Source organism: Streptomyces angustmyceticus, assembly GCF_019933235.1.
GTDB classification, from domain to species: Bacteria; Actinomycetota; Actinomycetes; order Streptomycetales; family Streptomycetaceae; genus Streptomyces; species Streptomyces angustmyceticus.
Map to the genome: position 1 here is coordinate 5,609,079 of NZ_CP082945.1, position 15,210 is coordinate 5,624,288.

At 73.6% G+C, this 15,210-nt stretch carries 13 protein-coding genes and 1 pseudogene; 9 read left to right on the plus strand and 5 right to left on the minus strand.

All coding sequences use genetic code 11. The features are described from left to right. Positions 1–20: 20 nt before the first annotated feature. Both K7396_RS25050 and K7396_RS25055 read right to left on the minus strand, forming a co-directional pair. Positions 21–680 (minus strand): hypothetical protein, encoded by a 660-nt coding sequence (locus K7396_RS25050; protein ID WP_152104402.1) that lies wholly within the window; start codon positions 678–680, stop codon positions 21–23. Then, a complete protein-coding gene (locus K7396_RS25055; RefSeq protein ID WP_152104401.1) occupies positions 664–1,653 on the minus strand; it encodes a TetR/AcrR family transcriptional regulator C-terminal domain-containing protein in 990 nt (329 codons plus the stop codon). Before K7396_RS25055 ends, K7396_RS25050 begins: the two co-directional genes overlap by 17 nt. A gap of 171 nt (positions 1,654–1,824) precedes the next feature. Here K7396_RS25055 and K7396_RS25060 point away from each other — a divergent pair, with 171 nt between their 5' ends. After that, positions 1,825–3,444, plus strand: a complete 1,620-nt coding sequence (locus K7396_RS25060; protein WP_152104400.1) for an MFS transporter — start codon at positions 1,825–1,827, stop codon at positions 3,442–3,444. A gap of 125 nt (positions 3,445–3,569) precedes the next feature. Here K7396_RS25060 and K7396_RS25065 read toward each other — a convergent pair whose 3' ends face one another. After that, positions 3,570–4,001 (minus strand): MarR family winged helix-turn-helix transcriptional regulator, encoded by a 432-nt coding sequence (locus K7396_RS25065; RefSeq protein WP_152104399.1) that lies wholly within the window; start codon positions 3,999–4,001, stop codon positions 3,570–3,572. A gap of 88 nt (positions 4,002–4,089) precedes the next feature. Between K7396_RS25065 and K7396_RS25070 the strand changes: the two genes are divergently transcribed. The 8 genes and pseudogenes from K7396_RS25070 (at position 4,090) to K7396_RS25100 (ending at position 14,010) form a co-directional block, all read left to right on the plus strand. Further along, the gene (locus tag K7396_RS25070; protein ID WP_152104398.1) at positions 4,090–5,109 is read left to right on the plus strand and encodes an NADP-dependent oxidoreductase; all 1,020 of its coding nucleotides are present in this window, start codon (positions 4,090–4,092) and stop codon (positions 5,107–5,109) included. A gap of 417 nt (positions 5,110–5,526) precedes the next feature. Then, positions 5,527–5,955 (plus strand): organic hydroperoxide resistance protein, encoded by a 429-nt coding sequence (locus K7396_RS25075; RefSeq protein WP_152104397.1) that lies wholly within the window; start codon positions 5,527–5,529, stop codon positions 5,953–5,955. Between the two features lie 259 nt (positions 5,956–6,214). Beyond that, positions 6,215–6,340 (plus strand): hypothetical protein, encoded by a 126-nt coding sequence (locus tag K7396_RS35710; RefSeq protein ID WP_263295956.1) that lies wholly within the window; start codon positions 6,215–6,217, stop codon positions 6,338–6,340. 489 nt (positions 6,341–6,829) lie between these two features. After that, positions 6,830–7,831, plus strand: coding sequence for a LacI family DNA-binding transcriptional regulator (locus K7396_RS25080; protein ID WP_152104463.1), 1,002 nt, complete (start codon positions 6,830–6,832; stop codon positions 7,829–7,831). Positions 7,832–7,965: 134 nt separating this feature from the next. Further along, positions 7,966–9,555 carry a sugar ABC transporter ATP-binding protein gene (locus K7396_RS25085; protein ID WP_086721543.1) on the plus strand — a complete coding sequence of 530 codons (1,590 nt, stop codon included), beginning with the start codon at positions 7,966–7,968 and terminating at the stop codon, positions 9,553–9,555. Beyond that, positions 9,545–11,520: pseudogene (locus K7396_RS25090) on the plus strand (ABC transporter permease/substrate-binding protein). Before K7396_RS25085 ends, K7396_RS25090 begins: the two are co-directional and overlap by 11 nt. 58 nt (positions 11,521–11,578) lie before the next feature. Then, positions 11,579–12,505 carry a ribokinase gene (locus tag K7396_RS25095; protein WP_086721546.1) on the plus strand — a complete coding sequence of 309 codons (927 nt, stop codon included), beginning with the start codon at positions 11,579–11,581 and terminating at the stop codon, positions 12,503–12,505. A gap of 392 nt (positions 12,506–12,897) precedes the next feature. Beyond that, the gene (locus K7396_RS25100) at positions 12,898–14,010 is read left to right on the plus strand and encodes a sensor histidine kinase (RefSeq protein ID WP_373866889.1); all 1,113 of its coding nucleotides are present in this window, start codon (positions 12,898–12,900) and stop codon (positions 14,008–14,010) included. Positions 14,011–14,069: 59 nt separating this feature from the next. On the opposite strand, the gene K7396_RS25105 is transcribed toward K7396_RS25100, so the two are convergent. After that, positions 14,070–14,714 carry a M15 family metallopeptidase gene (locus K7396_RS25105; protein ID WP_086720518.1) on the minus strand — a complete coding sequence of 215 codons (645 nt, stop codon included), beginning with the start codon at positions 14,712–14,714 and terminating at the stop codon, positions 14,070–14,072. Positions 14,715–14,740: 26 nt separating this feature from the next. Continuing rightward, a complete protein-coding gene (locus K7396_RS25110; RefSeq protein ID WP_086720517.1) occupies positions 14,741–15,184 on the minus strand; it encodes a nitrilase-related carbon-nitrogen hydrolase in 444 nt (147 codons plus the stop codon). Positions 15,185–15,210 lie beyond the last annotated feature (26 nt).

Genomic DNA, 15,210 nt, shown 5'->3' on the forward strand with positions numbered 1-15,210 from the left:
GGGGGACGGGCGAGGGGCGGTTAGGGCGAAGGGGTGACGCCGGGGCCCTCGGCCGGTGCGGCGGGGGCCCGTCCGGTCAGCCGCTGGTACAGCCCCCAGGTGAACTCCGCGACGATCTCCTCCGGTGTGCCGTCGGGGCCGGGGGCGGTGCAGGCCAGCTGCCAGCGGGTGGGGGCGCTGCCCTCCCTCGGGCGGGCCGGTGCGAAGGCGCGGGCGACCTCGTCGACCGTGCACGACCAGGGCCGGAGATCCTCGATCGTCCGCAGGTCAGGGGCCCTGGCGCCGGGTGCCCGGACGAGCCAGGCGTTCCAGACGGCGCCCCGGGTGCCGGTGAGGACCTCGAACCGCAGATCGGGCCAGAGCGGCACCGGCCAGGTCAGGGCCTCGCAGGTCAGGTCGCCGAGGCGGCGGGCGGCGACGGTCTCGGGGGTGCCGAGCAGCGCACGATACGGCTGGATGCCGCCGCGCGCCCGCGGGGCGTGCATCCGTGCCTGCCAGCGGCGGTTGGCCTCGCGCAGGTCGGCGCGGGAGACCCGCAGGGTGCGCAGCGCGTCCTCGACCAGGCCGGGGTGGTGGTCGGCCATCCGGCGCAGCAGGACGAGCTGGAAGGCGACCGGTCCCGGCAGCCCGGACGCGGTGCCGGAGCCGGCGGGCGGTTCGGTGTCAGAGGTGCCGTTCATGAGGGCCATGGTCGTGGACGGCGCGGCTCTCCGCGGCGGCGGGGCGCGGGCCGTCGACGAGCGTCGCCATGCCGTCCAGCAGGCGGGCCAGCCCGAACTCGAAGAGCGAGTCCGGGGTCACCAGGTCCGCGTCGGTCCCCGAGACGCCCGCGTACATGGGGTAGCTGCCCGAGGCGAGGATGCCCTCGAACACCGGCTCCATCGTGGCCATCCACTGGCCCTGGTCCATCCCGGTCTCCTGCTCGGCCTCCAGGTCGTCCTCGAACCCGGCGGCGGTGGCCCGGACGAACCCCAGCAGCGTCAGCGCCAGGTGAATCAGCGTCACCGGGTCCGTGCCCCGCACCCGCGCCATGGTCCATTCGATCAGTGCCATGGCCCGCGGCATCGGCTGCGGCCGGGTGAGCGACAGGTACTGCGCCAGCCAGGGGTGGCGCCGGTAGAGCTCCCACTGCAGCCGCGCGCCCGCCTCCATCCGCGCGCGCCAGTCGTCCGGCGCCGGTTCGGGCAGCTCGATGTCGTCGAACGCGGCGTCCGCCATCAGCAGCACCAGCTCGTCCTTGCCGGCCACATGACGGTAGAGCGCCATCGAGGACACCCCGAACTCGGCGGCCACCCGGCGCATCGACAGCGCCCGCAGTCCCTCGGCGTCGGCGACCTTGATCCCGGCCCGTACGACGCGGTCGCGGCTGAGCCCGCTGTCCGTCTCGCCGGGGCGCCGCTCGCGCACGGGGGCGCCGCGGCCGGTCCGCCGGGGCTCGGCCACGACCGTCCCCACCCCCGGTACGGCCCGGACGAGGCCCTCCTGACGCAGCGTCGTCAGCACCTTGGTGGCGGTCGCCATCGCCACCCCCCACTCCTGGGTGATCCGCCGGGTCGAGGGCACCCGGTCGCCCGGCGCCAGCTCGCCGGTGTCGATGCGGTGCCGGATCGCGTCGACGATCCGACGGTAGGGCGGCGGTGACGAGCGCTCCACGAGGCGACCTCCGTACTAGTGCACTGGGGTGGTGATGCCGGGGTGAGAGCGTAACAGTCCGCCCGCCATCAGGGGGTTGCGCTGGGCAGGTGCACTAGTGTGATGCACCTCCAACTCCCTTGTCCACGCTGATGTTTGCACCGTAAGCGTGCACTGCTTACGGTGTCTCCCATGTCGTTTACTCCGTACACATCCGCGCCGCCGGCCGGCCGCCGGGAGTGGACCGCCCTGGCCGTCCTCCTGCTGCCCTGTCTCCTCGTCTCGATGGACGTCTCGGTCCTCTACTTCGCGGTGCCGTTCCTCACCGCGGAGCTGAAGCCCAGCAGCGTCCAGCAGTTGTGGATCCTCGACGTCTACGGCTTCGTCCTGGCCGGCCTGCTGATCACCATGGGCGCGCTGGGCGACCGCATCGGCCGCCGCAGGCTGCTGCTGTCCGGCGCCCTCCTCTTCGGACTCGCCTCCGGCGCCGCCGCGTACGCGCAGAGCGCCGGAATGCTCATCGCCGCACGGGCGTTGCTCGGCATCGGCGGGGCGACCCTGATGCCGTCCACCCTCGCCCTGATCCGCAACCTCTTCCACGACGCCAAGCAGCGCGGAAAGGCCGTCGCGATCTGGTCGACGGCGGTGACCGGCGGCATCGCGATCGGCCCGGTGCTCAGCGGGGTGCTGCTGGAGCACTTCTGGTGGGGATCGGTGTTCCTGCTCAACGCCCCGGCGATGGTGCTGCTGCTGGTCTGCGGGCCGCTGCTGCTCCCGGAGTCCAAGAACCCGGCGGCCGGACGCTTCGACCTGCCCGGCTCGCTGCTGTCGCTGCTCGCCCTGCTGCCGGTCGTCTACGGGGTCAAGGAGATCGCCCGGGACGGGCTGGCGGCCGCGCCCGTCCTCGCGCTGGTGGCCGGCCTGGCGGCCGCCGCGGCGTTCGTGCACCGCCAGCGCACCGCCCGCCATCCGATGCTCGACCTGGAGCTGTTCCGGCACCGCGGGTACCGCGTCTCGGTGCTGCTGAACCTGCTGGCGATGTTCGCGATCGTCGGCTGCGCGGTGTTCTTCACCCAGTACCTGCAGACCGTACGGGGCATGAGCCCCATGGAGGCGGCGCTGTGGAACCTGCTGCCGACCCTCGCGGTGGGCGGGATGGCGCCGGCGGCGGCCGCCCTCGCCCAGCGCACGGACCGGGCCCATGTCATCGCCCTGGGCTGCCTCATCGCGGCCGGCGGTTTCGTCTGGCTGTCCTGGCTGGAGCCGGGCTCGGCCCTGTGGTTCGTCCTGACCGCCTCGGCGGTGTACGCCTCGGGCCTGGTGGTGGTGATGTCGCTCGGCAATGAACTGGCCATCGGGCTCGCGCCGCCCGAGCGGGCGGGCTCCGCCTCGGCCGTGCTGGAGTCCGGCACCGAACTGGGCGGCGCGCTGGGCATGGCGGTGCTGGGCAGCATCGGCAGCGCGGTCTACCGCGGCGACCTCGGCGGTGCGCTGCCGGCCGGTCTGCCGGCGGCCGCGGCCGACGCGGCACGGGAGACGCTTGCGGGCGCCGCCGCGGTCGCCGGTGCTCTACCGGGCCGGGCGGGGGAGACGCTGCTGACCGCGGCCCGCGCCGCGTTCACCCACGGCCTGCAGGCGGCGGTACTGGTCGCCGCGGGCGTCATGGTCTGCGCCGCGGTGCTGGCCCTGACACTGCTGCGGGGCCTGCGGGGCACGGGAGTTGAGGGGGAGTCGGACGGAGGCGCGGTGGACGGGGTGCCGCAGGGGGGCGCGGTGGTGGCGGGTGTGGAGGGGGGTGTGCCCGGGGTCTAGAGGGGAGTCGCGGTGCGGGGCGTGGCGGCCGGGGGAGCCGTGCAGGGGGGCGGCCGCCCGCCCTGTGCCCGGCTGCGGGGTCGCCATTGCCGGCCGTCTCGCCATCGCCGGCCGCCTCGCCCGGCTCACTCGGGCGCGACGCCCAGCATCCGCTGCAGCAGCTCCTTCAGCAGCGTCCGCTCGGCGACCGTCAGGCGGCCCAGCGGCTCGCGGGCGAAGTGGAGCGAGGTGCGCAGCGCCTCGGCCGTGCGCGCGCCGTCGTCCGTCGGGGCGGCGAGCTTGACCCGGCGGTCGGCCGGATCGGGGCGGCGCTCGACCAGGCCGCGGGACTCCAGGCGGTCCACGATGCCGGTGACGTTCGACGGCTCGCACTTCAGGCACTCGGCGATCTTGCGCATCGGCAGCGGTTCGAGGGAGAGCAGCCTGAGCACCCGGGCCTGCGCGCCGGTGAGGGAGTGCTCGGCCGCGGCGTGCTCGTACTCCTCGTAGTAGCGGGCGACGACGGTGCCGATGAGATCGACGACCTCGACGGTCAAGGAGTCTGCGCGGGGGGTCATGCAGACGAGGATACCCAATTACTTGACAACGTGAAATATCGAGGAGCATGGTTGTTTCAGTACATGAAGCTTTAGGAGGATCCGCGCTATGTCCGCACTGCCCACGACCGGCCGCGAATGGCACCTCGTCGCCCGCCCCCACGGCTGGCCCACCCCGGAGGACTTCGCGCTGCGCGAGGCCGCTGTGCCCGAGGTGGGCGAGGGCCAGATCCTCGTCCGCACCACCCACTTCTCCGTCGACCCGTACATGCGCGGCCGGATGAACGACGTGAAGTCCTACGTCCCGCCCTTCCAGCTCGACCAGCCGATGGACGGCGGCGCGGTCGGCGAGGTCATCGCCTCGCGCGACGACTCCGTCGCCGTCGGCGACCACGTCCTGCACGGCCTCGGCTGGCGGGAGTACGCGGTGCTGGACGCCAAGCGCGCCGCCAAGGTGGACCCGTCGCTGGCTCCGCTCACCGCCTACCTCGGCGTGCTGGGCATGCCGGGCCTGACCGCCTACGCCGGCCTGCTGGAGGTGGCGTCCTTCAAGGAGGGCGACGCCGTCTTCGTGTCCGGCGCGGCCGGCGCGGTGGGCAGCGAGGTCGGCCAGATCGCCAAGCTGAAGGGCGCCTCCCGCGTCATCGGCTCGGCCGGCTCCGACGAGAAGGTCAAGCTCCTGGTCGAGGAGTACGGCTTCGACGCCGCCTTCAACTACAAGAACGGCGATGTCGCCAAGCAGCTCAAGGAGGCCGCGCCGGAGGGCATCGACGTCTACTTCGACAACGTCGGCGGCGACCACCTCGAAGCGGCCATCAGCTCGCTCAACGTCCATGGCCGCGCCGCCATCTGCGGCATGATCTCGATGTACAACGCCACCGAGCCGAGCCCCGCCCCGCGCAACCTCGCGATGGTGATCGGCAAGCGGCTGCGCCTGCAGGGCCTGCTGGTCAGCGACCACGCCGCGCTGCAGCCGCAGTTCGTCGAAGAGGTCTCCGCCTGGATCCGCTCCGGCGAACTCAAGTACAGCGAGACCAAGGTGGCCGGCATCGAGAACGGCGTCGACGCCTTCCTGGGCCTGCTGCGCGGCGAGAACACCGGCAAGATGATCGTGAGCCTCGCGGACTGACGGAGCGTTCGGGGGTGGCGACCGCGCCGGGGGCTGGGCCGGTGGCCGCCCGGCCGGTGGCTGCCCGGCCGGTCGGCCCCGCGCACCGGCGGCCGCCCCGCGCACCGGCGGTCGCCCTGCGCACCGGCGGCCGCACCGCGCACCGGCGGCCGGTTGCCGGACCGGCCGGCGGCGAGGCCCGCGACGGCGGTGCCCGGCCCTGGGGAGGCGGCGCGCCTCGTGGGGTGGTGTTCCGTGTGAGTGGGGGGGCTCCTGGCGGGGCGGTGTTCCTGTCCGTGGGGTACCCGCCCCGGAAGGCGTCCTCCCCGGACGGCATTGGCATGCCCCCCTCGGGGCCTTGCGTACGACCGTTAGGCTCGGCGGCAAGCCGTCGCGATCCGTGGGCGCGAGTCGCGGCGAACCACAGGAGGATTCGGTATGTCCATCCAGTCCGTCGACGTCGTCTACACCGCCGTCGCCACCGCCGAGAACGGCCGTGACGGCCGCGTCGCCAGCGACGACGGCAAGCTCGACGTGATCGTCAACCCGCCCAAGGAGCAGGGCGGAAGCGGTGCCGGCACCAACCCCGAGCAGCTCTTCGCGGCCGGCTACAGCGCCTGCTTCCAGGGCGCGCTCGGCGTCGTCGCCCGCCGGGAGAACGCCGACGTCTCGGGCTCCCGGGTGACCGCCAAGGTCGGCATCGGCAAGGCCGCGGACGGTGGCTTCGGCCTCACGGTCGAGATCTCCGCCGCGATCCCCAACGTCGACGCGGCCACCGCCCGGGACCTCGTGGAGAAGGCGCACCAGGTGTGCCCCTACTCCCGCGCGACCCGCGGCAACATCGAGGTCACGCCGACCGTCGCCTGACCCTCCGCGCCACCGGCGCTGCTTCCCAGGGGCCGCATCCCGTGACGGGGTGCGGCCCTCCGGTGTCCGCGGCGGGTGCGCGCCTCGGTGTCCGGGGCCTGTTGCCGGGGCAGCGCTCCGGCCCCGGACTTTCGTCCCTATGGCGCCAACTCGCGCTATTCTTGCGGGGCTTCACCACGTTCCTCCCCACAGCTCCGCCGGTGACCGTCCGGCGGGGGCCCTGGTCTCCGGGGCCTGTCCGGAGGAGCGAGGAGGAGCGATGGACGATCAGGACACGGAGCAGGAGAGCACCAGGTGGGCGCCGCCTGACAGATGGCAGGTGGTGATCGGGATGCTGGGTCTGCTGGTGGCGATCGTCGCGTGTGTGGGGCAGTTCGCCCGGTAAGCGCCGGGTCGGGCCCCGCTGGGTCCGGACACGGCCGGAGCCCGCCGTCGAGCGGGACGGTCAACGGGGGAGTGCCCGGGCTCGGATGGTCCCTGGCTCGGAATCGTCCCGCGCCCCGAAGGTCCCGCGGAGCGACGGGCCCGTCCTGTGAAGGTCTCTCGCGCGCAGGCCCCGCGCCCGAACACCCCGAGCCCCGGCCGGCCCGCACCTTCGCCCCCTCGGCGCCCGCGCCTGCGCTCGGTACCCGCGCCTCCGTCCCCCTCGGCGCCCGCGTCCGCGCTCGGTGCCCGCGCCTCCGCACCCCTCCCGCCTCCGCCCCCCCCCGCGCCATGCGTGTGACGCAGGCAACATTCACCTCGTCTTGACGCGCCACCCGTGTAATCGATTTCGTAGCCCCCACGCAGTGCTCAGGAAATCGATTACACGTCGATCATGCGCACCCGCTCCCCGCACGGTGGGCGGGTGCCCGGACAGGATGGCAACGGCGCCATGGCGAACATCAAGGATGTGGCAGAGCGGGCAGGGGTCTCCGTCGCCACGGTCTCCCGGGTCCTCAACGGGCACAGCCCGGTCGCGGAGACCCGTGAGCGGGTGCTCGCCGCCGTACAGGAGCTGGGCTACCGCCCCAACAGCGTCGCCCGCGCGCTGCGCACCGCACGGACCGGCGCGCTCGGCCTGATCATCAGCGACCTCACCAACCCCTTCTTCACCGAGCTGGCCGACGCCGTCGAGGACGCGGCCCGCAGCCTCGGCTACAGCCTGGTCATCGGCAACGCCGGCGAGCGCCCCGCCCAGCAGGACGACTACATCCGCACCCTGCTCGACCGCCGGATAGACGGCCTGCTGGTCAGCTCGGCCGGCACCGGCTCGGCGATGCTCCGCGAGGTCGTCGCCTCGGGCACCCCGCTGGTCCTGCTGGACCGCGCCGTGCCCGGCATCGACGCCCCCTGCGTACGCGCCGACGGCCGCGCCGCGCTCACCGAACTCGCCGCCCACCTCGCCGCCCTCGGCCGCCGCCGCCCGGCGATCATCGTCGCCCCGGCCGGCACCCCCACCGGCGACGAACGCCTCGCCCTCTTCCGTACGGCGCTGGCCGGATACGGCCTCACCCTGCCCGACGAGCGGGTCGGCGCCACCCCCGATCTCCAGCACACCGGTGGCCGGCAGGTGATGAGCGCCTTCCTCGACCTCGCCGAGCCGCCGGACGCGGTGCTGGCCACCGACAACCTGATGGCGCTGGGCGCGATGGACGAACTCCGCGCCCGCGGCCTGCGGGTCCCCGACGACGTGGCGCTGGTGGTCTACGACGACGTGCCGTGGTTCGCCCACACCGATCCGCCGCTGACCGCCATCGCCCAGCCCACCCGCGAACTGGGCCGGGCCGCCGTCCACGCCCTGCTGGCGCGCATCGAGCGGCGGCCCGTCGAGTCGGTGCTGCTGCCGGCCCGGCTGGTCGCCCGCCGCTCCTGCGGCGAGGCGCCCACCCCCTGAACAGGCCCGCCCGGCGCCCGGGACCGGCACTCCGGTCCCGGCTCCCCCGGCCGGGCGGGCCACCCGAGCCGGCCTGCACAGGTCACCCGAGCACGTCACCACCCAGAACCACCCGAGGAAGAGAGGGGCAGCGCATGACCGGCGTCAACGACGACGAACCGGGCGGCCGCGAACTGCTGCGCGTGGAGGGGGTGACGAAGTCGTTCCCGGGCGTCCGCGCGCTGGACGGCGTGGACCTGACCCTGCGCACCGGTGAGGTGCACGTCCTGCTCGGCGAGAACGGCGCGGGCAAGAGCACCCTCATCAAGATGCTCTCCGGCGCCCACCGCCCCGACGAGGGCCGCATCCTCGTGGACGGCGAGGAGGTCACCATCCGTTCGGCGCAGGACGCCGAACGGCACGGCATCGCCACCATCTACCAGGAGTTCAACCTCGTCCCCGGGCTGACCGTCGCCGAGAACATCTTCCTGGGCCGCCAGCCGCGCACCGCGCTCGGCCTGGTCGACCGCAAGACGATGCGGGCACGGGCCGCCGAGCTGCTGCGACGGGTACGGCTCGACGTCTCCCCGAACACCCCGGTCGCCGAACTGGGCATCGCCCGCCTCCAGATGGTCGAGATCGCCAAGGCGCTCAGCCTGGAGGCCCGCGTCCTGATCATGGACGAGCCGACCGCGGTCCTCACCTCCGAGGAGGTCGAGACCCTCTTCGGGATCGTCCGCGAGCTGCGCGAGACCGGAGTCGGCATCATCTTCATCACCCACCACCTGGAGGAGATCGGCGCCCTCGGCGACCGGGTCACCGTCCTGCGCGACGGCCGCTCCGTCGAGGAGGTGCCGGCCTCGACGGACGAGGACGAGCTGATCCGCCTCATGGTGGGCCGGGACATCGCCGAGCAGTATCCGCGGCAGCGCCCCGAGGCACCGGGCGCGCCCCTGCTGCGCGTCCGCGGCCTGACCCGCAACGGCGCGGTGGCCGGTCCGGTCTTCGAGGGCATCGACTTCGAGGTGCGGGCCGGTGAGGTCGTGGGCCTGGCCGGGCTGGTCGGCGCGGGCCGCACCGAGGTGGTCCGGGCGGTCTTCGGCGTGGACCGCTACGACGCCGGGACGGTCGAGATCGACGGCAAGGAGCTGGCCCGCGGCGACGTCCGCGCCGCCATGCGCGCCGGGCTCGGCCTCGTACCGGAGGACCGCAAGGGCCAGGGCCTGGTCCTGGACGCCTCCCTCCAGGACAACCTGACCCTCGCCCGCCTCGACCGCGACACCCGCGGCGGGCTGGTGGACCGGGGCGCGCAGCGGCGCGAAGCGGCCGCCGTCGCCGAGCAGTTGAAGGTCCGGATGAGCGGGCTCGGGCAGCACGCCCGCACCCTCTCCGGCGGCAACCAGCAGAAGATCGTCATCGGCAAGTGGCTGCTGGCGGACACCAGGCTGCTGATCCTCGACGAGCCGACGCGCGGGATCGACGTCGGGGCCAAGGTCGAGATCTACCAGCTCATCAACGAACTGACCGCGTCCGGCCGCGCGGTGCTGATGATCTCCAGCGATCTGCCCGAGGTGCTCGGCATGAGCGACCGGGTGCTGGTGATGTCGCAGGGCCGGCTGGCCGGAGAGCTGTCGGCCGACGAGGCCACCCAGGACGCCGTGATGGAGCTGGCGCTCCAGTCCCCGCACGGCACGAGCACGAAGCACAACGACGAGAGCGCGATGGAGGGCTCCGATGTCCACTGAGGTGAAGACGGGAGCCGCCGCCGAGGCGGTGGGGCGGGCACCGGACCGCGACGGCGCGGGAGCGTGGTTCTCCCGGGCGGTCCTCAGGAACGGCCCGCTCGGCGGACTGATCGCCCTGGTCGTGGTGATGGCGGTGCTGTCCAGGGACTTCCTCAACGGCCAGAACCTCCTCAACGTCGGCGTCCAGGCGTCGGTCACCGCGATCCTCGCCTTCGGCGTCACCTTCGTGATCGTCTCGGCCGGGATCGACCTGTCCGTCGGCTCGGTCGCGGGGCTCGCCGCCACGGTCGTCGCCTGGGCGGCCACCAACGAGGGCCTGCCCGTCTGGATGGCGGTCCTGCTCGGCCTGGCGGTCGGCGCGGGCGCCGGTCTGGTCTCCGGCGCGCTGGTCGCCTACGGCAGACTGCCCGCCTTCATCGCCACGCTGGCGATGCTCTCGGTCGGCCGCGGTCTGGCCCTGGTCATCTCCGGCGGCTCGCCGATCGCCTTCCCCTCGTCGGTCGGCGCGCTCGGCGACACCCTCGGCGGCTGGCTGCCGGTGCCGGTCCTCGTCATGATCGCCATGGGGCTGATCGCCGCGCTCGTCCTGGCCCGCACCTACTCCGGCCGGGCGATGTTCGCGATCGGCGGCAACGAGGAGGCGGCCCGCCTCTCCGGCATCCACGTCAAGCGCCGCAAGCTCGTCATCTACGCGCTGTCCGGGCTGTTCGCCGCGGTCGCCGGCATCGTGCTCGCCGCCCGGCTCACCTCCGCCCAGCCGCAGGCCGCCACCGGCTACGAGCTGGACGCCATCGCCGCCGTCGTCATCGGCGGGGCCAGCCTCTCCGGCGGCTCCGGCAAGGCGTCCGGCACCCTCATCGGCGCGCTGATCCTCGCCGTCCTGCGCAACGGCCTCAACCTGCTGAGCGTGTCGGCGTTCTGGCAGCAGGTGGCCACCGGACTGGTCATCGCGCTCGCCGTGCTGCTGGACACGCTGCGCCGCCGGAGCGCGCGATGAGCGCCCGCCGGACCGAGCAGCGGAGCGCCCGGACGACCGCGCGCGGGGCCGCCCGGCTGCGGACGCCGCTGGTGGCAGGGCTGGCCGCGACCGTCGCCCTCGGGCTGGCCGGCTGCGACCGCGGGGGCGACACGGACCTGGGCCTGGCGCTGTCGACGATGAACAACCCGTTCTTCGTCGGCATCAAGAAGGGCGCCCAGGCCGAGGCGGACGCCCGCCACCTGCACCTCAACATCACCGACGCCCAGAACGACCCGACCCAGCAGATCAACCAGATGGAGACGTTCACCAGCCAGAACGTCAAGGCCGCCATCATCAACCCGGTCGACTCCGACGCCGCCGTCCCGGCCGTCGGCGTCGCCAACCGGGCGAAGGTGCCGGTGATCTCCATCGACCGCGGTGTCAACGGCGGCAAGGTCGGCTCGACCATCGCCTCCGACAACGTCGCGGGCGGCCGGCTCGCCGCGAAGACGCTGGCCGATTCGCTCGGCGGCAAGGGCAAGGTGGCCTTCCTGGAGGGCCAGGCCGGCACCTCCGCGGCCCGCGAGCGCGGCAAGGGCTTCGAGGAGGGCATCAAGAAGTACCCCGGCATCCAGGTCGTCGCCCGGCAGCCCGCGGACTTCGACCGCACCAAGGGCATGGACGTGATGTCCAACATGCTGCAGGCGCACCACGACATCGGCGGGGTGTTCGCCGCCAACGACGAGATGGCGCTGGGCGCGTCCAAGGCGCTGGGCGGCCGCTCCGGCAAGGACGTGAAGGTGGTGGCGTTCGACGGCACCCCGGACGGCGTCAGCGCGGTCCGCAACGGCACACTGACCGCGACCGTCGCCCAGCAGCCGGAGCTCCTCGGCAAGCAGGCCGTGGAGTGGGCGCTGAAGGCGTCCCGCGGTGAGAAGCTGCCGCAGTCGGTCAGGGTGCCGGTGGTGCTGGTGACGGCGAAGAACGCCGCGAAGTTCGACGGCTGAGAGTGCGGCCCGGCGGTGCGCCGGGCCACGACGGAGGAGAGAAGTGGAAGAGCGGCGGATGTACGACGTCCTGGTGGTCGGGTCGGCCAACGCGGATCTGACGGTGCGGGTCGCCCGGCGGCCCGGCGCGGGCGAGACCGTGACCGGCACCGACCTGGTCGAGTCGGCCGGCGGCAAGGGCGCGAACCAGGCGGCAGCGGCGGCCCGGATCGGCGGGCGCACCGCGCTGCTGGCGCGGGTCGGCGGCGACGCGTACGGCGAACTGCTGCTCGGCGCCCAGCGCGACGCGGGCACCGACGTCACCCCGGTGATCGTGGACGACACGGCCCGCACCGGCACCGCGATGATCATCGTCGACCCGGACGGCGACAACAGCATCGTGGTCTCGCCCGGCGCCAACGCCGCCCTCACCCCGCAGGACGTGACGGCGGCGCAGGACACCATCGCCGCCGCCTCGGTGGTCTCCCTCCAGCTGGAGATCCCCATGGAGTCCGTACGGGCCGCCGCCACGGCCGCCGGGCAGGCCGGCACCCGCGTCGTCCTCAACCCCTCCCCGGCACCCGAGGCGGCCGCGCTGGCGCCCGGACTCCTCACGGCGGCCGACCCGTTGGTGGTCAACGAGCACGAGGCACGGCAGCTCTCCGGGCTCGCCGACGGCACACCCGCCGCCTGGGCGCGGGCGCTGCGCGACCGGGGCGCCCGCTCCGTCGTGGTCACCCTCGGCGGCGACGGCGCGCTGGTCCTGGACGACGGCGGTGCCGTCGAGGTCCCGGGCGTACGCGTCAAGGCCGTGGACACCACCGGCGCCGGCGACGCCTTCACGGGCGCCCTCGCCACCCGCCTGGCCCGCGGCGACTCGCTGCCCGAGGCGGCGCGCTTCGCCGTACGGGTGGGCGCCGCGGCCGTCACCAAGCCGGGGGCCCAGCCGTCCTACCCGACCCGGGCCGAGCTGGAGGTCCTGGCGCCCGAGCTGCCGCGGGACTGAGGCGCGCTCGGCTGCCGGCCCGCCACGGGCGGGCGGCGGCCGACCGGTCCCGGCGCGGCGGCGTGCCGGGACCGGCGTGACGATCCGTGCTTACTGCCGGTTTATGGGTCCTTTGGGCAGGATGGGTGCTGTGGGGCAACTGTCGTGTGCCTTACGGGATCTGAGGAAGGACCAGCAGTGCACCCACCCGCCGTCCCGGTATCCGTCGCCGTGCCCGCTTCACCGGGACCCCGGGGCTGACCGCCGTGGCCCCCTCGTCGCCGCCCTCCGCACCGCCCTCCGCGCCCGCGGCCGCACCGCCGCGGCCCGCCGAGGGCCTTCCGCCGCACCCCCGCCCGGCGCCGTGGCTGCGGCCGACGATCCGGATACGGCTGACGCTGCTGTACGGCGGCATGTTCCTGATGGCCGGCGTCGTGCTGCTGGCGCTCATCTACCTGCTGGCGGCCAGGACCCTCAAGGACGGCACCCCGGAGTTCCGGGTGTTCGGCAGCAACGTCCGGCTGAGCAACCTCCGTTGTCCCGGCCTGCCGCCGGCGGGCACCGCCGACGAGATCAACGCCGCGATCGCCCACTGCGTCCGCAACCAGCGCGCGCTGGCCCTCAACAGTCTCCTCAATCGTTCGTTGCTGGCGTTGTTGGGGTTGACGGTGGTGGCGTTCGCGTTCGGTTATGCGATGGCGGGGCGGGTGTTGTCGCCGTTGGGCCGTATTACGCGGACGGCGCAGCGGGTGGCGGGGTCGGATCTGCATCGTCGGATCGAGTTGGGTGGTCCGGATGATGAGTTGAAGGAGCTTGCGGACACGTTCGACGAGATGTTGGACCGGTTGGACCGGGCGTTCGAGTCGCAGCGGCGGTTCGTGTCGAATGCGTCGCACGAGTTGCGGACGCCGTTGGCGATCAATCGGACGTTGTTGGAGGTGCAGCTGGCGGATCCGGGGGCGTCGGCGGAGTTGGTGCAGTTGGGTCGGACGTTGCTGGCGACGAATGAGCGCAGTGAGCAGTTGGTGGAGGGGCTGTTGTTGCTGGCGCGCAGTGAGAACAAGGTGGTGGATCGCCGGCCGGTGGATCTGGCGGAGGTGGCGTCGCAGGCGGTGGATCAGACGCGGGCGGAGGCGCTGGCGGCGGGGGTGGAGTTGCGGGGTGTGCGGGAGCCGGTGGTGGTGCAGGGCAGTGGGGTGTTGTTGGAGCGGATCGCGTTGAATCTGGTGCAGAACGCGGTGCGGTACAACGTGGCGGACGGGGGGTGGGTGGAGGTGTCGACGCGGGCGCGGCCGGGGTGTGCGGTGTTGGTGGTGTCGAATACGGGGCCGGTGGTTCCGGCGTATGAGGTGGAGAACCTCTTCGAGCCGTTCCGTCGGTTGCGGACGGAGCGGACCGGCAGTGACAAGGGTGTGGGGCTGGGGTTGTCGATCGTGCGGTCGGTGGTGCGGGCGCACGACGGGACGATCACGGCGGTGCCGCGGGAGGGCGGCGGCCTCGACATGCGGGTCGTCCTGCCGGTGTAGGAACGGCCGGGCGGCCGCGCGCGCCGCTCGCGATCACTGCCCGCGATCACCGCCCGCCATCACTCCTCGTCCCCCTCCCGTGGCCCGTACAGCGCGTGGTCCGCGCCGGTGGCCAGCGCCCAGTAGCGGTCGCCGTAGGACCAGTGCCACCACTCGGTCGGGTAGTTGACCAGCCCGGCGGAGTGCAGCGCGGCGTTCAGCACCCGCCGGTTGGCGCGGGCGGCGGGCGTCAGACCCGGCGCGGCCGTGTAGCAGGCGCCGTCGCTCTCCTCGGGGGAGGCATTGACCGGTGTCCCCATGTCGACTTCCACGCCCTGCGCGGTGACGAGAGTGACATCCACCGCGCCGCCCGCGCTGTGCGGGGCGATCCCGGGCGGAGACACATAGCGGCTGGCGGCCCGGTGGATTCGCCCCGCCTCCCAGCCGGGGTGCGCGGCGCGCAGGTCGTCCGCGTACTCCTCGAAGTAGCGGCGCTGCAGCTCCGGCGGCCGGTAGCCCTCGACGAGCTGCAGCCGCAGGCCGTCCGGCAGTGCCTCCTGCGCCGCGAGCAGCCGCCGCAGCACCCCCGCACGCAGCCGGGCGAAGGCGCCCCGCGCGTCCTCGCGGGCCGCGGCCACCAGCAGTCCGGGCGCCTCGGTCCGTACGTCCACCAGCGGTTCGCCGCACTCCCGCACCGGGATCGCGGCCACCGCCGGGTCCCCCATCAGCGTGATCCGGTCGCGGACATCGCTCAGCACCAGTTCCGCACCGTCACCCGCCGCCGTCCCGGTCCACTCGGCGGCCGACGCCACCCGCTCGCCGGACGGCAGCCAGGCGCCGCTGAGACCGCACCCCGAAGCGGGGCTTCCGGTCCCCGCGCCGTTGGCGAGCAGCACCTGCAGTCCGTCGGACGGCCCCCGCCGGCACCGCGGCCCGCCGCGTTCACCACCGCCGCGACCCCCGAGGCCCGGCACGCCTCGCGGACGGGGGCCAGTCGGGCGTCGTCGTCCGTGACCGTCATGCCCGTCGGGTCGGCGGCTATCCGGTCCAGGTCGTAGTGCGTCAGCGCGAGTTCGGAGAAGACCACCAGCCCCGCACCGCGCGTCGCGGCCTCGGTGAGGAGCGCGGCCATCCGCGCGGCATTGGCCTCGATATCGCCCGGTACCGGGAGGAACTGTGCGGCAGCAATGATCATTCACCCATCATGCCCGGGACCGTCCG